This is a genomic window from Actinoplanes sp. 13, assembly GCF_056134165.1.
In genome coordinates, this window is the sequence record NZ_JBVYOQ010000005.1 from 1 (window position 1) to 23,339 (window position 23,339).

Here is a 23,339-nt window from a genome sequence, read left to right on the forward strand (position 1 = left end):
CTTCCGTGGACTCACAACTTTCGATGTCATCACTCACGGTGCCCATCTCGCCGGACCACAGCCCGGCGTGTCGGGCCTGAAACACCGCTCCTGGCACAGTCCCCCCCGAAGGACCGGCCGCGGTCTGGCGCCGACCCGCAGCAAAGAGCCGGGGCCGGGAAGCCGGTGGCAGGGGAGGCCACCGGGAAGCCCGAGGCCGTGAGGCGGAGGCCACCGGGAAGCCCGAGGCCGTGAGGCGGAGGCCACCGGGAAGCCCGAGGCCGTGAGGCGGAGGCCGCGGGAAGGAGGTCAGGCCAGCATCCGGGCGAACTCCTCCGGATCGATGACCGGAATCCCCAGCTGCGCCGCCTTCTTGGCCTTGCTCGTGGTCGTCTCCGCAGTCACCAGCGCCGTGGTTCTGGCCGACACGCTGCTGCTGGCCGACCCGCCGAGCGCCTCGATCCGTTCGCTGACCGTGGTCCTCGTGTAGCCCGGCACGGACCCCGACACCACGTAGGTCTTCCCGGCCAACGGCTTCTCGCCGCCGTCGTCGGCCACGCTCATCGTCAGCCCGTGGGCGGTCAGCCGGTCGATCACCGGGCTCATCGCGGCCAGGCCGTCCACCACGTGCTGCGCCTTGATCAGGCCCATCTTGTCGATCTCGGCGATCTCCTCGACGGTCGCGGCCCGCAGCGCGTCCATGGTCTTGAAGCGGGCCGCCAGCCATCGGCCCACGCTGCGCCCGGTCATCCGGATGCCGAGGCCGGTCACCACCCGGTTGAAGGGCTGCTGCTTGCTCGCCTCCAGCCCTGCGATGATGCGCTCGGCGTTGGACCGCCCGAGCGTCACCGTCCCGCCGGCGGCCGTCCGGCCGACCGCCAGCTCGGCGATCCCGTCGGCGGTCAGGTCGTAGAGGTCCGCGACGGTGCGCGCGATCCCCTGCTCGACCAGCACGTCGCAGAACGCGTCGCCCGCGCCGTCCACGTCGAGCGCGTCCCGGCTGCACCAGTACGCCAAGGCGTTCGCCGCCGCGCACGACGCCGTGTGACAGCGCCACAGCAGCGACGACTTGTCCCACGGCTCGCCGCACTGCGGGCACTGCTCCGGAGCCGCCCACGGGGTCAGCCCGTGCGGCTGCTCCCCGATCGGCGAGGTCACCCGGGGGATCACGTCGCCGGCCCGCCACACCGCCACGGTCTGCCCGATCGCCAGGCCCTGTTCGTGGACCCACGCCGGATTGTGCAGCGTCGCCTTGGTGACCGTGGTGCCGCCGACCATGACCGGATCGATGAGGGCGCGCAGGCTGATCCGCCCGGTGCGCCCGACCCGCACCTCGATGTCGCGCAGCACCGTGGAAGCGGTGTCCGGCGGGTATTTGAACGCCACCGCCCAGTACGGCGTGCGGCTGGCCAGCCCCAGCCGGCGGCGGGTGCTCTCCTGGTTGGCCTTGATCACCGCGCCGTCGATCGGGAAGTCGAGGCCGGCGCGCCGGGCTCCGACGGTCTCGACGGCACCGGTCACCTCGGCCACCGTGAACCGCTCGCCGGCGGCCTCGGCCACCAGTGAGGAAGCCGGCCGGAAGCCCAGCTCGGCAGCCGACTCCATGGCCGCGAGGTGGCTGCCGAACGTGCCGCTGATCTCGTAGACCGCGAACGTCATCGGCGCCTCGTAGTTCCGGTCGATCGCCCGGATCGCCCCCGCGACCGCTCCGCGCGAATTCACGAACGCCTTGCCGCCGGCTGCCACCCGGTTGGCACTGGCCGCCTCGAAGTCACCGACGGTCATGTAGACCTCGCCGCGCACCTCGCCGCTCCACGGTGCGGGCAGCTCGGCCGGCAGCCCGGCGACTCCGCGGCGCACCTGGGTGGTCACGTCCTCACCGGTGGCGCCGTCGCCGCGCAGCGCGGCGAGCTGGAGACGGCCGCCGGCGTATTCGGCGCGGATGGCCAGGCCGTCCAGTTTCACCTCGACCAGACAGCCGTCGCCGCCGAGTGTGGCGACGAACGCCGCCAGCTCCTCCGGGGTCTTGATCTTGTCGAGGGACAGCATCGGCGTCGGGTGCCGCACGTCGCCACCCGCCGAGGCGCCGGCCGCGACCGCCGTGGTGATCCCCCGGTCGTCCCAGTCGGGATGGGCGGTGACGCTGGCCGCGATCCGGTCCGCCAGGACGTCGTAGTCGGCGTCGGTCAGCACCGCGTCACCGGTGTCGTAATAGACCTGCGCGGCCCGGCGCGCCTCCTCCACCGCCTGGTCGAACTCGTCGCGGGTGGAGAACGGGCTGATGCTCTCGATCATGCCGAGAGACTACGGCCGGGGTCCGACAATTCCGCGCGTGAACCGGCGGCGACGGCGAGGTAGGCCGTCGTCAGTTCGGCCAGCACCGACGGCGTCCCGGCCGGTTGCGGCACCCCCAGATGCAGCTCCCGCAGCTCGTCCATGAACCGCGCCCACAGCTGCGGCCCGCCCTGCTCCAGCAGCTCGGCCCGGATCGACAGCTCGGGCGTGACCGGCAGGTGCCGGCGCCCCCACGCCCCCAGCTGCGCCAGCACCGGCACCAGCTGGATGGCCGGCTCGGTCAGGCTCAGCAGGACCCGCTGTTTGTGTCCCGGGTCCGACGCCGACGAGATCATCCCGAGCGCGGTGAGCCGCTGCAGCCGGTCGGCCAGGATGTTGGAGGCGATACCCTCGTCCGAGCCGTTCAGCAGCGCCCGGAAGTGGCGCCGGTTGCCGAACATCATGTCCCGGATGATCAGCAACGACCACTTGTCCCCGAACACCTCCAGCGACAGGTTGATCGGGCACCCGGACCGGTGATCGTCCATGAATTCCTCCTCCAAACCACTTGCAGCTTACAACTGGTCTTGACTACGGTGCCAACCAGTAGCAGAAAGCAACCGGTTCAGCTGGGAGGAACCCGGTCATGGCCTTCGTCAACGCCTACATCTCGGTCTCCGCCGACGGCTTCGTCGCCGGCCCGAACCTCAGCGCCGACAAGCCGTTCGGCGACGGCCCGGTCGACGAGCTGCACCGGTGGATGTTCGAGACGCCCGACGAGAACGCGGCGATCCGCGACGAGATCGTCGACGCCGACGCGTTCATCATGGGCCGCAACATGTTCGGCCCGATCCGCAGCGAGTGGGACCTGTCCTGGACCGGATGGTGGGGCCCCGAGCCGCCGTACCACAAGCCGGTCTTCGTCCTGACTCATCATGCCCGGGAGGACCTGCCGATGGCGGGTGGCACCACCTTCCATTTCGTCACCACGGGCATCCATGACGCGCTGGACCAGGCGAGCAAGGCCACCGCCGGGGGCCGGATCGCCATCGCCGGCGGCGCCGCGACGCTCAACCAGTACCTGGCGGCGGGCCTGGTCGACGAGCTGACCCTGACCGTCGCCCCGGTGACACTCGGAGCCGGCCGGCGGCTGTTCGACGGTGTCCCCGCCCTGCGGCTGGAGCAGATCCGGTCCCGCCCCGCCGCGCCGGCCACCCACATCACCTACCGCGTGCTCCGCTGACGGGGAGTCCGGAGTCGCTTGACCCCGGGGCGCCGTCCCGCTAACGTTCGTTTCAACGATCCGGTTGAAAGCGCAGGAAGGCGAACCCATGGCCCTGACCCCCGCGGAGCGGCACCGCAGCATCGCCGCCACCTTCTCGGCCCGCGTCGACGGCACCGAGAAGTGGGACTCCCCCGCCCCGGTCGACGGGTGGGCCGCCCGCGACGTGGTGCGCCATCTCGTCGAGTGGCTGCCCGGCTTCCTGGCCTCCGGCGCCGACGTCACCCTGCCCCGGGGCCCGGGCGCCGACGAGGATCCGGCCCGGGCCTGGCACGTGCACAACGACGCCGTGCAGGCCCTGCTCGACGACCCGGCCACCGCGCGGCGCACGCTCGCCAACCCGCACATCGGCGATCTGCCGCTCGACCAGGCGATCGACCGCTTCTACACCACGGACGTCTTCATGCACACCTGGGACCTGGCCCGCGCCACCGGCCAGGACGACCGCCTGGACCAGGACGCGTGCGCGGAGCTGCTGGCCGGCATGGAGCCGATGGAGGAGCTGATGCGCGGCTCCGGGCAGTACGGCCCGCGCGTCCCCGTCCCCGCCGGCGCCGACCCGCAGACCCGCCTGCTCGGCTTCATCGGCCGCGACCCCGCCTGGCAGCCGGCCTGACCCGCCTGACCCGGAGGGCCGAAGAGCGAAGATCGGCTCAGGAGGTGCCGAGCCCGGCCACGAAGCGCCCGAGCCGGCTGAGCCCCTCCCGCAGGTCCTCCACCGAAGCCGTGTACGACAAGCGCACATGACTCTCCGCGCTGCACTGCCCGAAGTCCCGCCCCGGAGTCAGCGCCACGTGCGCCTCCTGCAGCGCCCGCTCACAGAAGTCCCACGACGACAGCCCGGTCCCGCGCACGTCGAAGTACACGTAGAACGCCCCGTCGGGCACCGCCGGCACCGGCAGCCCGATCCGCGCCAGGCCCTCCAGCACCAGCGCCCGCCGGCTCACGAACTCCAGTCGCCGCTGTTCGCACACCGCTCGCGCCGGTGGCGTGAAGCAGGCCAGCGCCGCGTTCTGGGCCGGCACCGACGGGCAGATGAAGTAGTTCTGCGCCAGCCGCTCGACCGCGCCCACCAGCGAGGCCGGCAGCACGCACCAGCCGAGCCGCCACCCCGTCATGCCGAAGTACTTGGAGAAGCTGTTGATCACCACAGCGTCCGGGTCGACGGCCAGTGCCGTCTGCGGCGCCCGGCCCCGCGCGTCCCGGTCGCCCAGGTTCAGATAGATCTCGTCGACCAGCCGCCACGCGCCACGCGAGGCCGCCAGCGCGCAGATCCCGGCCAGCTCGGACGCCTCGATCGACGTACCCGTCGGATTGGACGGCGTCGCGATCATGACCCCGGCGGTCCGCGCCGACCAGTGTTCCCGCACCGCCCGCGCATCGAGCTGGAACCGCATCGCGGCGGTGGTCGGGGCCAGCCGCACCCGCGCCCCGAAACTTTCCATGATCTGCCGGTTGCACGGGTACGACGGGTCGCCGATGATCACCTCGTCGCCCGGGTCGACCAGCGCCGCCGCGGCCAGCAGCAACGCGGCCGACGCCCCGGCGGTGACCACGACCCGCGCCGGGCTCACCTCGACCCCGTGCTCCTCGGCGTAGAACCCGGCGATGGCGTCCCGCAGCGCGGGCAGCCCCAGCGCCGCCGTGTATGCCATCGGGCGCCCGTCCATCGCCTCCCGCATGGCCTCGCGCACCACCGGTGTGGCCCCGAAGTCCGGCTCGCCGATGTTCAGCCGCACCACCCGGTGCCCGCCGGCCTCCAGCATGGCCGCGTGCTTGGCGACCTCCATCGCGTAGAACGGCGCCATGGCCTGCGCCCGCCGGGAAATCCGTGGCTGTGTCACAGCCAAACTCTAGATACTGCGCTCGGGCCCCGGCGCCGCCCGGGCCGGGCGGATCGCGATATGCCCGGATCGACCCCTACCCTCCCGAGATCGGCACGGCCACTGCCAAGCATCGATCTGTCACTATGCGAAGAAGATCCCGGTCGCAATCAGACGCCAACCGTCCCTTTGGGACACTTCCGGGCATGCCAGTCGGGGATCTTCATGTTGCTGTCGACATCTCCGCTTGGTGGACCACCGCCGTGTACGAGTCGGGCGGCAGTGTCCGGCCGGTCGTGTTCGCGGGCGAACCGCAGTTGCCCAGCGGGGTGTTCCTCGACCCCGAGACCCGCGTGATCACCATCGGTGTGCCGGCGCTGGAGGCCAGCGTGCGGAACCCGGAGGGCTACCGCCCTGATCCGATGACGCTGCTGCGCACCGGCACCCCCGCCCCGAACGCGCGGTTCGACCCGGTCGCCGCGGTGGCCGAGGTGCTCGCCCACGTCGCCCGGACGGCGGCTGCCCAGGCGGGCGCCGAGGTCACCGCGCTCACCGTGATCACGGCCCAGGCCTGGGGGGTCGGCGCCCTGGACCGCTTGCACCAGGCCGCGGCCCGCGCCGGCCTGCCGCGGCCCGCCGTCGTCACCACTGCCGCCGCAGCCGCCGCCCTCGCGCGCCCGGCGAGCGCTCGCCAGGAAACCGGCGGTGATGAGATCAGCGGGACCGGTGCCGGCACGCCCGGGCCGGCCGATCGGCGGCGGACCTGTGTGGTCGTGTGCACCTCCGGGGACGCCGCTCCGGAGCTGACTGTCGTGGACGTGGACGACGACTACCAGCAGCTGGCCTCGACAGCGGTGCGAGATCCGGAGTTCCCCGCGATCGACGAGGCCCTGATCCAGCTGGCGGCGGAACGGGTGGCGCCCGGCACCGACCCGGCCGCGGCTCTCGACGACTGGCGCGTGGCCTGGCAGATCCAGCAGGCGCGGGTCACGCTCACCGTCGAACAGCGCGCCCCGGTCACGCTCCCGGACTCCGAGCCCCCGGTGACCCTCGCCCGCGCCGACCTCGCCGCGGCCGGCGCACCCCATCTGACCCGGCTGGGTGAGGCGGCCAAACAGGTGCTCACCGACGCGGGCGTGGACCCGGCCGAGGTCGTGGCGGTGGTGCTGGTCGGTGCGGACAACGCGCTGCCCGGCCTGCGGGCGGGACTGACCGCCGCCGGGCTGCGGCCCACGGTGACGGTCCGCGACCCGCACGCCCTCGTCGCCGGCGCCGTCCGGCCCCCGACCGTGCGGAGCCCCCGGAAGCGGCGGTCTGTGGTGGGCGTTCTTGTCGCCTGTTCGCTCGTCCTGCTGGCGCACACCTTCGTGAGCGCGGTGCGCGTACCGCTGCGGTGGGAAAGCCTGGCCCTCGCCGTGGCTGTCGCCGCGCTCGCCGCCTGGTGGGCCGGAAAGGCCGCGCACAAGGGAAAGGCGGCCCGGCTGCCGGCCGAGCCGATCGTGATGGCGACGGCCGGCACCGTCCTGCAGCAGGCCCCGCCGCTCGACATGATCGGCGGGGCGCTGCTCGGGGTGGCGACCGGCCTGACGCTGACCACCCGGCCGGGGCTGCGTCTCGGCCTGGCGCTGCTGCTCGGGGCGGTGTTCGCGCTGGCCGCGAGCGCCTGGACGGTGGCCGGTTTCATCGCGGCGCTGGGCTGGTGGGCGTCCCGCCGCCGGTGACCGGGGAACGATCAGACCCAGTGGTTGTCGTGCTCCAGGTAGAACTCCCGCCGCTCCTCCTCGCTCATCTCGGCGATCCGGACCAGGCCCTCGAAATAGCCTTCGCGGGGCGCGCCGGGTGAGAAGTGCAGCAGCATCGACGCCGGCTCACCGGACTCGTTCTTGAACCCGTGGACGCCGCCCGCCGGGACGTGCACGTAGTCGCCCGGATCGCAGGTGAGCCACTCCACCCCGTTGTAGATGCGCATCTGTCCGCCGAGGATGTAGAACGACTCGGTCATGGTCTGATGGAAATGCGGGTCGGGCCCGGTCACGCCCGGGCCGCACTCCCACCGGTAAAGGCCGAACAGCCCGCCGGTGGACGGGCCCGAGGAGAGGTAATGGACCCGGGTGCCGTTCGGATAGACCAGCTCCGGCTCGGTCCCGGCCGGCCGGTAACGGGCGTTGATCTCGCCCCTGTCACCGTGGTGGAGCGGCGGCGGGTAACTCATCGGGAACCTCCGGATGGACGCTGATTTCGACGATGCGGGACCAGTCGTTCGTACCGTTGGCAGCGTAGGTCATGATCCGTACCTCGGTGGTGCGCCGCGGTGGGAAGGTGCTGCGCACCGTGGTCCTGGTGTTGCCGCGCACCTCGGCCACCGTCTCCCAGCCGGCGCCGGCCCGGACCTGCACGTCCCAGTCGCGCAGGCCGAATCCGCCCACCGGGAACTCGGCGGAGTCCACGGTGACCAGATCCACCGCGGCGATCCGTTGCGGCTCGTCCCAGGCGATGGCGAACCAGTCGGGCCATTCCCGGCCGGTCGCGTCGGCCCAGCCGGTGCCCTTCCACCAGCGCGCCGGGTCGGCGTCGCCGTCGACGGCCCCGCACGCCAGGAGCCCGGCCCGGGCCGACGAGGCGGTCACCCGGGAGGCGGTCCGAACAAGATCCAGCGATGGTACGGGTGAGGTAACGGTGACCGGAATCGACAGGCGGTCGTCGCCGCTCGTGACGCGGACGGTGTAATCGCCGGCGGTCGCGGCGCTGACCGTCACCGGGACGGTGCCGGCATGTCCGGGCGGCAACCACGTCTCGATCAGCCGCCGAGGCATGTGCAGCCCGTGCCCGCCCTTCAGCACGGCCCTGGCGTAGATCGGCTTCCGATGCGGGTTGCGCAGCTGCACCCGCAGGTCCCCGCCGTTGCACTGACCGGTGGTGATGGCCAGCTTCGCCGGGGTGACCGAGAGGCGGGCCGGAGCCGGAGCCGGGGCAGTGATCAGCAGCAGCGCGGCGGCAGCGGCGAAGCGGCGCATCAGACGGGAGCCAATCCGGGACGGCGGCGGTCGGAGACGAACGAGGCACAGGTGCCGATCGGCGCGCCCGGCCGGGTGATGTGCGGCAGCACCCGGAAATCGGCACGCATCTGATCGCGGGTCAGCTCGCACCGCAGATAGCCGCGCTGCGCGTTCGTGAACCGCAGGTGCGGGTTGACCGCCCGCTGCCGGTCCAGGTTCGGGGTGGTCTCCGAGCCGTCCCCGCCGCTGGAGATCGACGTGCCGACCAGCTCCACGCCGATCGCCGGCGACTCCGGGCGGCGGAAGTCGGCGCGCAGGTCGTTGGCGTAGTTGAAGTGGATGTCACCGGTCAGCGCCACGGTGCCGGGAACCCGGGCGGCGGCGGCCAGCACGGCGTCGCGGTCGGCCAGGTAACCGTCCCACTTGTCCATGTCGAAGCGGTCGCCCGCCGGGCCGTACCGGCACTCGGCCAACATGATCTGCTGCGCCAGCAGATTCCAGCGGGTGCCGCCGCCGGTCATGCCGTCCAGCAGCCAGCTGCGCTGCCCGGCGCCGAGCAGGGTCCGGGACGGGTCGGCCCGGTCCGGGCAGTCCGGTTTGACGCCGTCGCCGCACCCCTGGTCGCTGCGGTACTGCCGGGTGTCCAGCACGTGCGCGGTGGCCAGATCGCCGAACCGCAGCCGCCGGTGCAGCCGCATACCCGCGCCGGACGGCCGCTGCGGGCGGCGCAACGGCAGGTTCTCCCAGTACGCGCGGTAGGCGTTGGCCCGCTGCACCAGGAAGTCCCCGGCGCTGATGTCGAAACGCGGCACCCCGGCGGCGTAGTTGTCCTGCACCTCGTGGTCGTCCCAGGTCGCCACCCACGGCGCCGCCGCGTGTGCGGCCTGCAGATCCGGGTCGGCGTGGTAGAGCGCGTACCGCATCCGGTAGAGGTCCAGCGTGTCGGTGGCCAGCATGAACGTCTCGGGCAGGCGCAGACGCGGGTCGAGGCGGTCGCCGCCCAGGCTGTCGACGGCGCCTTCGTACATGTAGTCGCCGAGGAAGAAGACGACGTCCAGGTCCTCCTCGGCCAGGTGCCGATAGGCGGTGAACCAGCCACCGGTGTAGGACTGGCACGACGCGACCGCGAACCGCAGCCGGCGCGGCGAGGCCTTCCGGGCGGGCGCCGTGCGGGTCCGCCCGGCCGGGCTGACGTGCGCCCCGCAGCGGAACCGGTAGAAGTAGTCCCGTCCCGGCCGCAGCCCGCCCACGTCGACGTGCACGGAATGCCCGTACTCGGCACGGGCGGTCGCCGTCCCGTACCGGACCACCTTGCGGAAACCGTCGTCCTCGGCGACCTGCCAGCGGACCGGCCGGCTCGCGAACGACATGCCACCCGCGGGGGCGTACGGCTCCGGCGCCAGCCGCGTCCAGATGACCACACCGTCCGGCAGCGGATCCCCGGAGGCGACACCGAGCGTGAACGGGTCGGCCCGCATCGGCGCCCCGCTCACCGACGCCGCGGCGCGGACCGGGGCAAGCGCGACGGCGAGCGCGGCCCCGCCCAGCGCGAACAGGCCGCGCCGGGGCAGCGCGGCGACCCGCAGGGCCGGGCCCGGGCGGTGCGGTGGCAGCAAATGCAGGCTCCTAGCAGGCGTCTCCCCATCTGGCTAACGGATCAGCCGGGGGAACGTGACGCCAGGAGGGCAGCGGCCGGCCCCAGGCCGAGTTTCTGGAGGATGTTGCGGATGTGCTTGGCCACCGAGGCTTCCCCGACGGTCACCGCGGCGCCGATGGACGCGCTTCGACGTCACCCAGCAGTATGCGCAGCGGCCGTCGGCCGCCAAGCACGCCGCTGGTGGTCAGTCGGCACGGCGAGTGGAGGCACTGGGCACGCCTGCTTCCACGCGATGCGGGCGGCCAGGCGAGTACGGAAGGCGGGCACTGCTCCATCGCACTCTGTGGCTTTCACTCTGGTCACTCAGCGGCCGGCGCGGTCCTCGGCCTGCTCGTCACGGCGCTCAGCCTGCTCAACATCGGGGTCGCGATGAAGGTCGCGCCGGCGCCGATCGTCGTACCCTGGTCGGTCCTCGGGTTGACGCTTGCGGCCCGCGCCGCCGTCGCTCTGGTTGCGGCGGTGGCACGGGCCGTCAGCGCGCTGCGTCAGCGGGGCACCCGTCGCCAGTCGGTGTCCGAGGCCAGGTAGAAGCTCGGGTACGACGGCTGGTTGTAGGTGGTCTGCTGGCGCGCCACCTCCACCCGGTACTGAGGTTCGTGCATCAGCGTGTACAGCTTGTGGCCGGTCACCTCGGTGCTCAGGTGGATCCGGATCGCCGAGCTGTCCGCCGTCCGGACCAGCAGCTCCTCACGCCAGTCGCCGAGCACGTCGGCGACCAGGCTCGGGTTGCCCTTGGTCCCGTTGTTGGTGCGGGTGCCCTCGGCGGTCAGCAACGTGCCGCGCCGCCAGTCGTCGATCGTCGGGGTGACGTCGCCGGTTCCGTTGACGATCTGGGTGGTGAGGTCGCCCGCCCAGCGGATGCTCTGGTTCGTACCCGGGATGGTGGTGGTCAGGATCTGGCCCTTGGCGCTGTGCAGGCCGAGCGCCTCGGAGCCGCCGGGCATGCTGGCCCACGATTCGATGCCGCGCACCTCGGGCAGCACGTCACCGATCATGCCGCGCCCGGTGTCCCGCCCGGAGTACGTGCCGAAGAGGACGTCGCCGCGGGCCGCGCCGCGCATCGCCATGCCGTAGGGCGCGGAGGTCCCGCCCTCGTGCACCGTGAAGATCTCCAGGCCGGGGCGGTCCGGGTCGATGTCGGTGACGTGCATGGCGTCGCCGTGGCCCAGGCGGGCGTCCGCGCCGGTGTCCGGGAGCTTGCCGAACGAGGAGTAGAGCAGGCTGCCGTCGTGGTCGATGGTGGCGGCGCCGTAGACGATCTCCTGCTTGCCGTCGAGGTCGACGTCGGCCGCGCTGAGCGAGTGGAAGCCCTGCGTGGTCAGGGTGCCGAACTCGGCGGACGTGCCGTCGCGGCCGTGCGGCGAGTCGTTGAACGGGTTGGTCATCGGGGTCCAGCCGCTGTCCACGAACCAGTTCTCCCGCAGCCGGCGCCCGTCCCAGTGATAGGCGACCAGCGTGGAACGGGTGTAGTACCCGCGGGCGAAGACCGCGGAGGGCCGCCGGCCGTCCAGATAGGCGACGCCGGCGAGGAACCGGTCCACCCGGTTGCCGGGCTCGATGCGGGCCATGGCGTAGTCGCCCCACATCAGGCCGTCGTCGTGCCGGCCCGGCTTGTAGTCGACGGTCTGCAGTTCCCGGCCGGTGGCGCCGTCGAAGACGGTCAGCCACTCCGGGCCGTCGACGATGAAGCCCTCGAACGCGCGCAGGTTGTTGCGGGCGCTGCGGGACGGCGCGTAGACGTCCATGAAGTAGTCGGTGAGCGCCTCGGCGTCGGCCCGCGACAACGGATATCGATAGGTGGGCGCGATGCCGAAGGCCTGCTCCAGGGTGGCGGGCCAGCGTCCCGCGCGCACCTCCGGGTGCGCGTGCCAGCCGAGGAACATCTCGACGACGTGCTCGTAGTAGTCGGCCGCGCTCATCCGGAAGTCGGCGTCCTTCTGGAAGCCGTTCCTGATGTGGTGCTCCCGGCCGTTGCGGATGCTCTTCGTGCCCGGGGCGGTCTTCATCATCATCTCCGAGCGGCCGTCGCCGTCGAAGTCGTAGACCAGGAACTGGGTGTAGTGCGCGCCGGCCCGGACGTTCACCCCCAGGTCGATGCGGTGCAGCAGGGTGCCGTCCGCCCGGTAGGTGTCGACGTAGACCGGCCCCGTGTACCCGACCTGGGACACGTCCTTGGAGTTCGACGGGTCCCACTTGACGATGTATTCGTACCGGCCGTCACCGTCCACGTCGCCGACGCTCATGTCGTTCGCCGCGTACGTGTAGGTCTCGCCCTTCGGCGTCACCCCGTCCGCGGGCTTCTGCAGCGGCAGCTCGGTGTGCCCGGCCGCCCACGGGGTGGCGGTCGCGTCCCCCACCCGGTACCGCGACGTCGCCGTACCGTCCCGGTCCAGGTAGTTCGTGCTGTCGGTGACCGTGGCGATGCGCTTGCCGTCGCGGTGGACGGCGAAGTTACGGCCGGTCAGCCCGGTCGCTGAGGCGCCGCTGACCTCGGTCTTGAGCAGGCGCCAGCTGAGGAAGACACCTTCACTGGTGGACGCGGCCACCAGGCCCCGGTCCAGGCGTTCCAGCTTGATGCCGGGCTTGCCGTGTGCGGGGGCGGCGCCGGGGACACCGAGCACCAGGACGGCAGCGGCCGCCGCGATCAGGGGCGATCTCATGCGGCATCGATCTCCGCCTGGAGCTCCTTGATGAAGCCCTGCGCGGCGACCTGCGGGGTCTGCCGCTCGAACAGGACCTCCTCGGTGTGGCGCTTCAGGATCGCCTCGATCCCGCTGGCGCCGTTCGGGGTGACCCGCGGCGACTCGCCGACCTTGATGGTGGTCAGGTAGTCCGCGGCTGCCTTGTCGGTGGCCTCCAGCTTCGGCGTGATCGCGGCGCGGACCGTGGTGTTGGACGGCACACCCCGGTCGGTCAGCAGCACGTCGCCGGCCTCGGTGGTGTTGAGCAGGTAGTCGACGAAGAGCGCGGCCTCGGCCGGGTGCTCCGAGCGCGCGGAGACGGACCAGAACATCGACGGCTTGTAGTAGGGCGCGGTCGCCGCGCCCGGCTGCCCGTTGCCGGGGAGCTTGAGCAGCTTGAGGTTCTGGCCGGACGCGGCCGACAGCGAGGTGAGCTGGGTGTTCCACCAGGTGCCGAACGCCGAGGTGTTGGTGGCGGTGCCGGACTGGTCCAGCGGCGCGCCGGCGCGCTCGACGGTGACCGACGGCGCCGGGGCGATGCCCTGCTTGGCCAGGTCCAGCAGGTACTGCCAGTACGAGGCGAGCACCTCCGGCGGGATGGCCACCTTGCCGTCCGCGTCGTACAGCGAGGCGCCGGCCTGGCGGGCCCAGATGTTGACGCCGCCGGAGTCGAAGCCCCACGACTGCACGCCGGTGACCTTGCCGCCGGAGGCCTTGGAGACCTCGGCGCCGATCCGCTTCAGGTCGTCCCAGGTCCAGGTCGAGTCGTCCGGGACCGGAATCTTGTACTGGGCGAGGAGGTCGGTGTTCACCACGATGGAGTACGCGGCGAGACCGGTCGGGATGGCGAACTGCTTGCCGTCGACCTTGCCGGTGTCCAGCGCGGCCGGGTCGATGCCGGTGGTCTTGAGGTGCTTCTCCGCGGTGCCGAGGTCGAGCAGGGCGCCCCGCTCGGCGTACGACGCCAGGTACAGCTCGTCCATCTGGATGATGTCCGGGGCGTCGTTCGCGGCAACCGTGGTGGCCAGGCTGTCCCAGTAGCCGTTCCACTCCTTGAACTCGCCGGAGACGGTGATGTTCGGGTGTTTCTTGGTGAACATGTCGATCACCTGCTGGGTCCGCTTGTGCCGCGCGTCCGAGCCCCACCAGGTGAACCGCAGCTTGACCGCGTCCTGGGAGATGTCACCGGACGCGTCGCCGCCGCTGCCGCCGCACGCGGCGAGGCCGGCCGCCGCACCGAGACCGAGACCGAGGGAGAGAAGGGACCGTCGGGTGTATGGCATGGGGGATCCTTCCGGGGATTATTTGATGCCGGTGGTGGCGATGCCTTTGATCAGGTAGCGCTGGCCGATCAGGAAGGCGAGGAAGATCGGCAGCAGCGAGACCACGCTCATCGCGAACATCGATCCCCAGCTGGTGGACACGGTGGAGTCGACGAACGAGCGCAGGGCGACCGGAACGGTGTACATGTCCGGGTCGGTCAGGTAGATCAGCTGCGAGAAGAAGTCGTTCCAGGTCCAGATGAACGTGAAGATCGTCGTGGTGGCCAGGGCCGGCAGCATCAGCGGCAGGATCACCCGCAGGAAGATCCGGGGATGCCCGGCCCCGTCGATCCGGGCCGCCTCGTCGAGCTCCTTGGGCAGGCCGCGGATGAACTGGACCATCAGGAAGACGAAGAACGCGTCGGTGGCCAGCAGCTTCGGGACGATCAGCGGCAGGAACGTGTTCACCCAGCCGAGGTTGGAGAACATGATGTACTGCGGCACGATCAGCACGTGGATCGGCAGCATGATCGTGCCCAGCATGATCGCGAACCACAGTCGCTTGCCGGTGAACTCGAGCCTCGCGAAGGCGTACGCCGCCATCGAGCAGGAGACCAGGTTGCCGATGATGCAGCCGATGACGACGATCGCCGAGTTCGTCAGGAAGTGGCCGAACGGGCTCGACAGCGCGTCCCAGCCCTGGCCGTAGTTCTGCAGTTCCAGGTCGGACAGCACCAGACCCGGCGACCGGAAGATCGCATTGTTGGGTCGCAGCGAGCTGACGATCATCCAGAGTACGGGGTACAGCATCACGATCGTGAGCAGCAGCAGCCCGCTGTGCTTGAGGACGGAGCGGACCGGGGCGGGAAGGCCACCGCGCCGGGGCGGTGGGTCGTCGGCGACACGCACCGGGGCGACGCGCTCGTGCAGGTCAGTCATCGTAGAAGACCCATCGCTTGGCGGCCCAGAAGTTGACCGCGGTGAACGCTGCGATGATCAGCAACAACAGCCAGGCCAGCGCCGAGGCATAGCCCATGTCGAAGTTGTTGAAGCCCCGTTGATAGAGGTAGAGCGTGTAGAACAGGGTGGAGTCGGACGGGCCGCCGCTGCCCCCGGAGACCACGAACGCCTGGGTGAACGACTGGAACGCGTGGATGATCTGCAACACCAGGTTGAAGAAGATGATCGGGCTCAGCAGCGGGACCGTGATCCTGGCGAACTGCGTCCACCGCCCGGCGCCGTCGACCTGCGCGGCCTCGTAATACATCGCTGGGATCTGCCGCAGCCCGGCCAGGAAAATGATCATCGGGGCGCCGAACGTCCACACGTTGAGCACGATCAGCGTGCCCAGCGCCGTGCCCGGGTCGGAGATCCAGCCACGGCCCTCCACCCCGGCCAGCGCGAGCGCCTGGTTGATCAGGCCGTCGGCGCCGAAGATCTGCCGCCACAGCACCGCGATCGCGACGCTGGAGCCCAGCAGCGAGGGCAGATAGAACGCCGACCGGTAGAACGCCAGCCCGCGCAGCCCCCGGTCGAGCAGCATCGCCAGGCCGAGCGCGGCGGCCAGCTGGAGCGGCACCGAGATGAAGACGTACTTGAAGGTGACGCCGAGGGCCTGGTGCAGCCGCTCGTCGGAGACCATCCGCGACCAGTTCTCCAGGCCGTTGAACTCCGGCGGCTGGATCAGGTTGTAGTCGGTGAACCCGAGCAGGAACGACGCCGCGATCGGTCCCGCGGTGATCAGCACCAGCCCGGCGAACCAGGGCGCCAGGAAGAGGAAGGCGGCCTTGTTGTCGCGCGGTTTCGGGCCGGCCTTCGATCGTCGAAGGTGGTGAAGCTCGCCGAGGGCGCTCACGGAACCCTCCTTCGCACGTCAGCGGGTGGGCGCGCCGACCAGAGGAGGAAAGCGCTTTCCTGGCAGTGTGCCCCGTCACATCGACGGGGTCAACGGTTCGATGCCGTTAAATCTGGATCGTTTCAGAGGGCGGACACCGTACTCCACGCGGTGGTAGCCAAGATCGACTTTTAACTATTCAACTCTCCGACGACCACCCCTTTCGGGGAGTTGCAGGGACACCACAGGCGTCGATACTGGACACCCGGGCCTTCGGAGGTGACGTGCGCCGACGTCTCGCACCGACCCTCACCGCCTGTGTGGCTTTCGCGCTCGCCCTGACCGGCAACCTGGCGACCAATTCGATCGAGCCGTCGGCTGCCTGGTGGCGCCCCGTCATCTGGACGGTCACCGGGCTCCTGTTCGCCATCGCCCTCGTGCTCCAGTTACGGCGCCCACCGGCCACCACCCCGACCGAGTCCGACCTCGACGAGGCGGCTGCCGGCCTCGCCCGGGCAGTCGCCGGCCGGATGCGGCGGGAGTGGGGGAATCGGCAGGTCGACGACCCGGTTCCGCTGCCGACGACCTGGCGGGCCGCTTCCAGCAACCTCTCCGATCACCTCGCCAACATCCTGCGGCAGCCGGTCGGGGCCGAGGGCGGTGACCTCGAACTCGGTGGCCGGTTCGACGAGATCGGCAGCCTGTACCGGAGGATTCCCTCCGGCCGCCTCGTCGTCGTGGGCAAGGCGGGCTCCGGCAAGTCCGTCCTGCTGATGCGCCTGGTCGCCGAACTGGCCGCCGCACCCTCCACCGGCGAGCGGGTGCCGGTGATCGTCACCATGGCGACGTGGAACCCGGTCACCGTCACGTTCGACGACTGGCTGGCCGGGCAGATCCGGCCCGACCACCCGCGCTTCGCGGACACGGCCGCCGAACTCGTGCGGACCGGGCGGGTCCTGTTCGTGCTCGACGGCTTCGACGAGATGAGCCCCCGCTTGCGCGGCCCGGCCCTGCGCGAACTGAACCGGCACAGCGGCACACCGCTGATCCTGGCCACCCGCCCCGCCGAGTTCCGGGCGGCGGTGGAGGACTCCGATGTCCTGACCGGCGCGGCGATCATCGCGGTCGACGACCTGACGATCGAGGACATCGCCGCATATTTGCCTCGCACCACCACGCGTCCGGCCCTCGACGGCGCGGGTGGCCTCTGGACCGGCATCGTCGACGCTCTGAGCTACGACGCCCCGCTGCGCGAGACGCTGGGCAAGCCGCTGATGATCTATTTGGCCCGCTCGGTCTACGCCGACGGTGACCCGGCCGAACTACTCGATCGGCACCGGTTTCCCGATCCGCCGGCGCTGGAGCGACACCTGCTCACCGCATATGTACCTGCCGTCTACAACCAGCCGGACAGTCGATGGCCCGCCGGCCGGGCGCTGCGATGGCACACCTTCCTGGCGCGCCACCTGGTGCGGACCGATACCTACGAGCTGGCCTGGTGGTCCCTGCGCGACGCGGTGAACAGACCGGCTTGGTCGCTGGGCTTCACCGCCTTCGCGGCGCTGCTTCTCGCGCTGGTGCTGGCACCGGCGGCATTCGAACCCGAATCCCTCCGCTGGTGGACCGTCGCCGTCGCCTCCATCGCTGCGGGCGCCGGTCTGAGACTGCGCCGGAAGGCCCCGGTGCCGGCGAACACGGCGCTCGGTCTCCGAGGTGTCTTCCGCAACATCGCAACGACTGTGGGTCAGGCCCTCCTGATCCTCGCGGCCATCGCGTCGGTCGTCTCGCTGGTGGGCATCATGCTGATCGGCACCGCCACACCGCTCGACGTAGGGCGCAACCTGGCCGAAGCGGCCTCGGCCGGTGCGTTCTTCGCCCTGATCGGTTTCGGCCTCTCGGCTCCGTTCGCCCTTGTCGGCGGCGTCGCCTGGGGTTTGGTGCGGAGCCTCAGCGCTCCGATGGACATACCGTCCACACCGACCGTTCTCCATTCACTCACCGCCGATCGCCGCCACTCGATGACAAAGATCGCAGCGACCGCGCTCGGCTCGCCGATCATCGTCTTCGCCGTCACGGCGCCATCGACGGACCAGTTGCCGACGGCCCTTCTCGCCATCGCGACCGGGATGCTCCTCACGCCTCTCGTCGCCGTGCGGACAGCGTGGGTCCAATGGCTGCTCGTCGCCCGGTTGTGGTTGCCACTCACCGGCCGACTCCCGTGGCGGGTCGCCGCGTTCCTTCAGGACGCCTGCAGCAGAGGCGTGTTCCGCCAGTCCGGTGCCACTTACCAGTTCCGCCACGCCCTGCTCCGCGACGAACTTGCCGGCATCCGCTCCCTCACCGGCACAGTGACGACCACCTCCCTCAGCCACAGCGTCCGTCCAGCCGACCCGTGCTAATTTGCGGTACATGCCCGATGACCTGGCCGGAGGCGGTACGTACCACCCGTGTTGATCACCATCGGCATTCTCAGCATCGTCTTGCTCACCGCTGCCACCGGCTACTTCGTCGCGCAGGAGTTCGCCTACGTCGCTGTCGACCGGGAGCAGCTGAAGGCGATGGCCGACCAGGGCGACCCCGCCGCGGCGCGCGCCCTCACGGTCACCCAGCGGCTGTCCTTCGTCCTCTCCGGTGCGCAGGTCGGCATCACCGTGACCGCGCTGCTCGCCGGGTACGTCTCCGAGCCGTTCCTCGGCAAGGGCACCGCCGAGCTGCTCGGCGCGACCGGCCTGCCGGGGGCGGTCACCACCTCCGTCTCGATGGTGTTCGCCCTGCTGTTCGCCACGGTGGTGCAGATGGTGCTGGGCGAGCTGGCCCCGAAGAACCTGGCCATCGCGAAACCGGAGACCCTGGCGAAGGCGCTGTCCCGTTCCACGATCGTGTACCTCACCGTGGCGGGACCGCTGATCCGGCTGTTCGACGCGACCGCCAACCGGCTGCTGCGGGCCGTCGGGATCGAGCCGGTGGAGGAGCTTCCGCAGGGCGCCACCGCCGAGGACCTGGACCGCATCATCGAGAACTCCGGCACGCAGGGCGCTCTGGACCCACGGGCGGCCCTGCTGCTCGACCACGGGCTGGACTTCCGGACGCGTACCGCCGCCGAGACCATGCGTCCCCGGGTGGACGTCACCACGATCAACGCGGACGAGCCCGCCGCGCGGGTGGTGGATCTGCTGGACACCGGCCACTCCCGGTTCCCGGTGACCGACGACGGCCTGGACGACGTGGTGGGCGTGGTGGCCATCGCCGACGTGGTCACCCTCGACCCGGCCGACCGGCACACCACCCCGGTCCGGGACCTCGCCACCGAGCCGGTCGCGGTGCCCGAGTCGGCCCGCCTCCCCGAGGTGCTGGACCGGCTGAAGTCCGCGCACCGGCAGATGGCGATCGTGGTCGACGAGTACGGCGGCTTCGCCGGCATCATCACCCTCGAGGACGTGGCCGAGGAGCTGGTCGGCGACATCCGCGACGAGGACGACCTGCCGGAGCCCGGCATCGACCGTGACGGCGACGGCGGCTGGCTGGTGCCGGGCCGGGCGCGGGTCGACGAGATCGCCGAGGTGACCGGGGTGCGGCTGCCCGGCGACGACATGTACGACACCGTCTCCGGCCTGATCCTGGCCCGTCTCGGCCATCTGCCCGCGGTCGACGAGCGGATCGACGTCGAGCTGCCCGCGCTGGTCGGCGAGGACGGCAGTCCACTGCCGCAGGGCATCGCCCGGCTGACCGTGCGTTCCATCCACCGGCACGTGCCGGGCCGCATCGCGCTCACCGTCATCCATGATCAGGAGCTGTCCGCATGAGCACCTCCTGGTCGCTGCTGATCTCGCTGCTGCTGCTGGCGCTCAACGCGTTCTTCGTGGCCGCCGAGTTCGCCCTGGTCGCCGCGAAACGGCACCGCCTCGAACAGGCCGCCGCCGACGGTTCCCGGGGCGCCCGCGCCGCCCTCTCCGGCACCCGCAGCCTGTCGATGATGCTGGCCGGCGCGCAGCTGGGCATCACGCTGTGCACGCTCGGCCTGGGCGCGCTGGCCAAGCCGACCGTCGCCCACCTGCTCGAACCCGTCTTCACCGCGGTGGGCCTGCCGGCCGGCGCCGCGTACGTGGTGGCTTTCGTCCTGGCCGTCGCCCTGGTCGGTTTCCTGCACGTGGTGGTCGGCGAGATGGCCCCGAAGTCGTGGGCGATCAGCCACCCGGAGACCTCCGCGCAGCTGCTGGCCATCCCGTTCGTCGGTTTCACCACGGTGTTCCGCCCGGTCCTCGCCGCGCTCAACGGCCTGGCCAACGCCTGCCTGCGGGCGGTCAAGGTGACCCCACAGGACGAGCTGGCCCAGGTGCACAACGCCGAGCAGCTGCGGATGCTGCTGGAGACCTCCAAGGAGCACGGGACCATCGCCGACGCCGAGCACGAGCTGCTCACCGCGATGCTGCGGATCCAGTCGACGACGGTGCAGCAGGTCATGGTGCCGACGGAACGGATCGTCTCGGTGGACGCGGACGCCGATGCCCGTACCGTCGAACTGCGCAGCACCGCCACCGGCCGCAGCCGGCTTCCGGTGCTCGAGCCCGACGGTGCCGTCTCCGGCGTCGTCCATGTCCGCGACGCCGCCCGCGCGACCAGCCGCGACCAGCCCGCCACCGCGCGCAGCCTGATGACCGCGCCCGTCACGCTGACCGCCACCACCAGCGTCGTCGACGCGATCTTCACCATGCGCCAGCGCCGCAGCCATCTCGCGCTCGTCGCCGGCCCCGGCGGCGTCACCGGCCTGATCACCCTGGAGGACCTGCTGGAGCAGGTGATCGGCCAGTTCGACGACGAGACCGACCCGGTGATCCACGCCGCCCGGCGCGCCGGTCGCTTCTAAATCAAGATCATTTGATACGACCTGTCCGACAGCTTCCGTGGCCACACCGCGGCCCGGCTGCCACACCGGCCTGTGCCGCGCCCGCCGGACGGAGATCGGTGGTCCGGCACACTGACGAAACCCGACGCGTCCCCACTACCGTTTCGCCATGACCACGGATCAGCACACCCCGCGACCCCGGGTGATCGTCTCGGTCCTGGCGACAGCCGACGGCCGGGTGTCGCTCAACCGCACCGAGCGGCTCCTCGACGCGAACACCGGCGCCCGGTGGCGTGCGGCGTGGCCCCCGGACGTGCCGGACCTCCTGGCCCGCCGCACCGCGTCGATCGAGGAACGGCACCACCCCACCGTGGTCCTCGAGGGCAGCGGCACCTTCGTCGCCGACGAAGCCGGCCCGCTGCCCCTGCCGCCCGCCGACCTTCCGGCCGCCGGCCTGCGCCAGGACTTCGTGCCGGAGCACAGCCCGAGATGGTTCGTCGTGGTGGACAGCCGCGGCCGGATCCCCTGGACGCACAAACAGGACGGCGACACCCGCCTGCTGGTGCTGGTGTGCGCCAGCACGCCGTTGCCCTACCTGGCCCACCTGCGCCGCGAGAACATCCCCTACCTGATGGCCGGCTCCGCCCGGGTGGCGCTCCCCGCCGCGCTGGCCGGACTCCGCACCCGGTTGCACGCCACCTGCGTCGTCTCCCAGGCCGGCGGCACCCTCAACGGCGCCCTGCTACGTGCCGGCCTGATCGACGAACTGCACATCATCACGGTGCCGGCGCTGGTCGGCGGCCTCGACACCCCGTCCGTCGCGGACGGCCCCCCACTCGCCCTCGGCGCCCCACCCACCCCGCTGCGAACCGTCGACGTCACCGTCGGCGCCGACGGCAGCATCTGGGCCCACTACGAACGCGCCGGCGCTGCTACAACTGCCTCATGAGCACCCAGCCCGCCGGGTCCGATTCCGAACGCGCCCGGCCCGCCCTGGCCGCCGCCGGGCGCATCGCCCGCTCGTGCGCCGCCGTGCTCGGTGACACCGTGCGCTCCGTGGTGCTGCACGGCTCCCTCACCACCGGCGACTTCCGTCCCGGCCGCAGCGACATCGACCTGCTGGTCATCGTCGGCGACGACCTCCTCGACGCCCGCGCGCAGGCCCTCGAACACCTGGCCCGCACCGCCGACCTCGGCACCGCGTCCGGCCTGGACCTGGACGTGGTCACCGCCCGGACGGCCCACTCCCCCACCCCGGCGCCCGCCCTCGAGCTCCACCTGGGCCGTTACGACCGGTCCACCATCGACTTCGAGGTCGAGCACCGCGTACCGGCCGCCCCCGACCTACCGGCTGAACTCTCCACGGCCCGGGACGGCCGCGCCCTCCTCGGCGCCGACCCGCACGACGTGCTCGCCCCGATCCCCGCGCCGTGGCTGGTGGCCCGCGGCCGGCACTGGCTGACCACCTGGCAGACCCGCACCGACGACACCGAGCACGCCGCCTTCATGACCCTGACCGCCTGCCGGATATGGCGCTTCGCCGTGGAGAACGTCCACTCCTCCAAGTCGGCCGCCGCGCACTGGGCCCTGGCCGAAGACCCGACGCTCCTGGCCGTCCGCCAGGCCCTGCACCAGCATGAAGGAGCCCTCACCACCCCGGTCGACCCGTCCGCCCTGGCCACTCTCCTGACCCACGTCCTCACCACCACCCCACAACCCACCGTGTGAAGTTCCGGTCCGATTCCGACCCCAACTTCACACACTGAGTTCAGGTCATCAAGCGTGTGAAGTTCCGGTTCGATGCGCACCGCAACTTCACACACTGGGATCAGGTCATGGATCTCGGATCGGGCGGGAACAGGTCGTGCCCTACCCAGGGATCGACCGGCTCGGCATAGGCGGGTCCCGCAGCCGCGGGGTTCTCGTCGACAGGCCTTTCCGCAGCGGCGGACCATGAGGCGGACGCCGATCCGGTGGCTGTCGCCGGCACCCGCGCCGACCCGGTCGCCGGCGCCGGGCCTCGGGATGACCCGGTCGCCGCCGCCGGGAAGTGCGATGACCCGGGCGCTGCCGTGGGGAAGCGCGCGGCATGCCCCAGAAGTTTCGCCACGGTGGCGCGTTCCAGTCGGAGCCGGGCGCGGGCCGCATCGAACACGGGGCCGGTCAGGCCGGCGAGCGGCTCGTCATGCCAGAGGCCGAGCGCCTGCCGCACCTGGGTGTCCACCGCTTCCGCGTCGCCGTTGCGGTGTGCGGTGTGTGCCCGGGCCACCGCGGCCCGGAAGACGCCGACGTCGACGGCCTCCGCACCGGCCCGGAGCACATATCCGCCGTCGGCCAGCGCGATCAGCGATGTCCGTCCCGGGTCGAGGGCCCGGCGCAGGCCACCCACATAGCGCTGCACGATGTCGACGCCGTTCTCGGGCGGATCGCCGTTCCAGAGGGCCGCGACGATGTGTGTCATCGGCACGGGCCGGCCGGCCTCCAGCACCAGGAGGGCGAGGAGTGCCTGCTGCTTGACCGGCCCGATGTCCACGGGCTCGGCGCCGCGGAAGGCGCGCACCGGGCCGAGGATCTGGAACCGCGGCGCGACCGGCGACGTGCCACCGGTCATCTCGACATCCCCCATCAGGCAGCAGCATAACGACGGCCCGGCTCGGCGGGCAGTCACCGACGGTGGCGTCCCGTCGTCCGGCCGACCGATACCGGTC

General features: G+C 71.3%; 19 protein-coding genes. 8 read left to right on the forward strand and 11 right to left on the reverse strand.

The window, feature by feature from the left end:
• Positions 1-288: 288 nt before the first annotated feature.
• Both ligA and AC0NH5_RS12510 read right to left on the reverse strand, forming a co-directional pair.
• The gene (gene ligA / locus AC0NH5_RS12505; RefSeq protein ID WP_474402963.1) at positions 289-2,274 is read right to left on the reverse strand and encodes an NAD-dependent DNA ligase LigA; all 1,986 of its coding nucleotides are present in this window, start codon (positions 2,272-2,274) and stop codon (positions 289-291) included.
• A complete protein-coding gene (locus AC0NH5_RS12510; RefSeq protein WP_474402965.1) occupies positions 2,271-2,801 on the reverse strand; it encodes a winged helix-turn-helix transcriptional regulator in 531 nt (176 codons plus the stop codon). Before AC0NH5_RS12510 ends, ligA begins: the two co-directional genes overlap by 4 nt.
• A 98-nt stretch (positions 2,802-2,899) precedes the next feature.
• Between AC0NH5_RS12510 and AC0NH5_RS12515 the strand changes: the two genes are divergently transcribed.
• Together AC0NH5_RS12515 and AC0NH5_RS12520 are read left to right on the forward strand one after the other, a co-directional pair.
• Positions 2,900-3,496, forward strand: a complete 597-nt coding sequence (locus tag AC0NH5_RS12515) for a dihydrofolate reductase family protein (RefSeq protein ID WP_474402967.1) — start codon at positions 2,900-2,902, stop codon at positions 3,494-3,496.
• Positions 3,497-3,584: 88 nt separating this feature from the next.
• A complete protein-coding gene (locus tag AC0NH5_RS12520; protein WP_474402969.1) occupies positions 3,585-4,151 on the forward strand; it encodes a TIGR03086 family metal-binding protein in 567 nt (188 codons plus the stop codon).
• A 37-nt stretch (positions 4,152-4,188) separates the two neighbouring features.
• Here the strand turns inward: AC0NH5_RS12520 and AC0NH5_RS12525 are convergent, their stop codons facing one another.
• Entirely contained in the window at positions 4,189-5,379 is a 1,191-nt protein-coding gene (locus tag AC0NH5_RS12525; protein WP_474402970.1) for an aminotransferase class I/II-fold pyridoxal phosphate-dependent enzyme, read from the reverse strand.
• Between the two features lie 185 nt (positions 5,380-5,564).
• Between AC0NH5_RS12525 and AC0NH5_RS12530 the strand changes: the two genes are divergently transcribed.
• Positions 5,565-7,079 (forward strand): Hsp70 family protein, encoded by a 1,515-nt coding sequence (locus tag AC0NH5_RS12530; RefSeq protein ID WP_474402972.1) that lies wholly within the window; start codon positions 5,565-5,567, stop codon positions 7,077-7,079.
• Positions 7,080-7,090: 11 nt separating this feature from the next.
• Here the strand turns inward: AC0NH5_RS12530 and AC0NH5_RS12535 are convergent, their stop codons facing one another.
• The 7 genes from AC0NH5_RS12535 to AC0NH5_RS12565 form a co-directional block, all read right to left on the reverse strand.
• A complete protein-coding gene (locus tag AC0NH5_RS12535; RefSeq protein WP_474402974.1) occupies positions 7,091-7,570 on the reverse strand; it encodes a cupin domain-containing protein in 480 nt (159 codons plus the stop codon).
• Complete coding sequence (locus tag AC0NH5_RS12540; RefSeq protein WP_474402975.1) at positions 7,539-8,372, reverse strand: discoidin domain-containing protein; 834 nt, start codon at positions 8,370-8,372, stop codon at positions 7,539-7,541. Before AC0NH5_RS12540 ends, AC0NH5_RS12535 begins: the two co-directional genes overlap by 32 nt.
• On the reverse strand, positions 8,372-9,970 hold the full coding sequence (locus tag AC0NH5_RS12545) for an alkaline phosphatase D family protein (RefSeq protein ID WP_474402977.1): 1,599 nt from the start codon (positions 9,968-9,970) through the stop codon (positions 8,372-8,374). Before AC0NH5_RS12545 ends, AC0NH5_RS12540 begins: the two co-directional genes overlap by 1 nt.
• Before the next feature lie 526 nt (positions 9,971-10,496).
• Positions 10,497-12,671, reverse strand: coding sequence for a rhamnogalacturonan lyase (locus AC0NH5_RS12550; protein WP_474402978.1), 2,175 nt, complete (start codon positions 12,669-12,671; stop codon positions 10,497-10,499).
• Positions 12,668-13,975: an ABC transporter substrate-binding protein gene (locus AC0NH5_RS12555; protein ID WP_474402980.1), complete on the reverse strand. Its 1,308-nt coding sequence runs from the start codon at positions 13,973-13,975 to the stop codon at positions 12,668-12,670. The genes AC0NH5_RS12550 and AC0NH5_RS12555 overlap by 4 nt, the downstream gene beginning before the upstream one ends.
• Positions 13,976-13,993: 18 nt before the next feature.
• Positions 13,994-14,893 carry a carbohydrate ABC transporter permease gene (locus AC0NH5_RS12560; protein ID WP_474402982.1) on the reverse strand — a complete coding sequence of 300 codons (900 nt, stop codon included), beginning with the start codon at positions 14,891-14,893 and terminating at the stop codon, positions 13,994-13,996.
• The gene (locus tag AC0NH5_RS12565) at positions 14,886-15,809 is read right to left on the reverse strand and encodes a carbohydrate ABC transporter permease (RefSeq protein ID WP_474402984.1); all 924 of its coding nucleotides are present in this window, start codon (positions 15,807-15,809) and stop codon (positions 14,886-14,888) included. The genes AC0NH5_RS12560 and AC0NH5_RS12565 overlap by 8 nt, the downstream gene beginning before the upstream one ends.
• A gap of 263 nt (positions 15,810-16,072) precedes the next feature.
• Here AC0NH5_RS12565 and AC0NH5_RS12570 point away from each other — a divergent pair, with 263 nt between their 5' ends.
• From AC0NH5_RS12570 to AC0NH5_RS12590, 5 genes are all read left to right on the forward strand, one after another.
• Complete coding sequence (locus AC0NH5_RS12570) at positions 16,073-18,187, forward strand: NACHT domain-containing protein (protein ID WP_474402986.1); 2,115 nt, start codon at positions 16,073-16,075, stop codon at positions 18,185-18,187.
• Positions 18,188-18,235: 48 nt separating this feature from the next.
• Positions 18,236-19,591, forward strand: a complete 1,356-nt coding sequence (locus tag AC0NH5_RS12575) for a hemolysin family protein (RefSeq protein ID WP_474402988.1) — start codon at positions 18,236-18,238, stop codon at positions 19,589-19,591.
• Positions 19,588-20,652 (forward strand): hemolysin family protein, encoded by a 1,065-nt coding sequence (locus AC0NH5_RS12580; RefSeq protein ID WP_474402990.1) that lies wholly within the window; start codon positions 19,588-19,590, stop codon positions 20,650-20,652. Before AC0NH5_RS12575 ends, AC0NH5_RS12580 begins: the two co-directional genes overlap by 4 nt.
• Positions 20,653-20,800: 148 nt before the next feature.
• Positions 20,801-21,580, forward strand: a complete 780-nt coding sequence (locus AC0NH5_RS12585) for a RibD family protein (protein ID WP_474402991.1) — start codon at positions 20,801-20,803, stop codon at positions 21,578-21,580.
• Complete coding sequence (locus AC0NH5_RS12590; RefSeq protein ID WP_474402993.1) at positions 21,577-22,359, forward strand: aminoglycoside adenylyltransferase domain-containing protein; 783 nt, start codon at positions 21,577-21,579, stop codon at positions 22,357-22,359. The genes AC0NH5_RS12585 and AC0NH5_RS12590 overlap by 4 nt, the downstream gene beginning before the upstream one ends.
• Positions 22,360-22,459: 100 nt before the next feature.
• On the opposite strand, the gene AC0NH5_RS12595 is transcribed toward AC0NH5_RS12590, so the two are convergent.
• Positions 22,460-23,257, reverse strand: a complete 798-nt coding sequence (locus tag AC0NH5_RS12595) for an AfsR/SARP family transcriptional regulator (protein WP_474402994.1) — start codon at positions 23,255-23,257, stop codon at positions 22,460-22,462.
• Between the last annotated feature and the right edge of the window lie 82 nt (positions 23,258-23,339).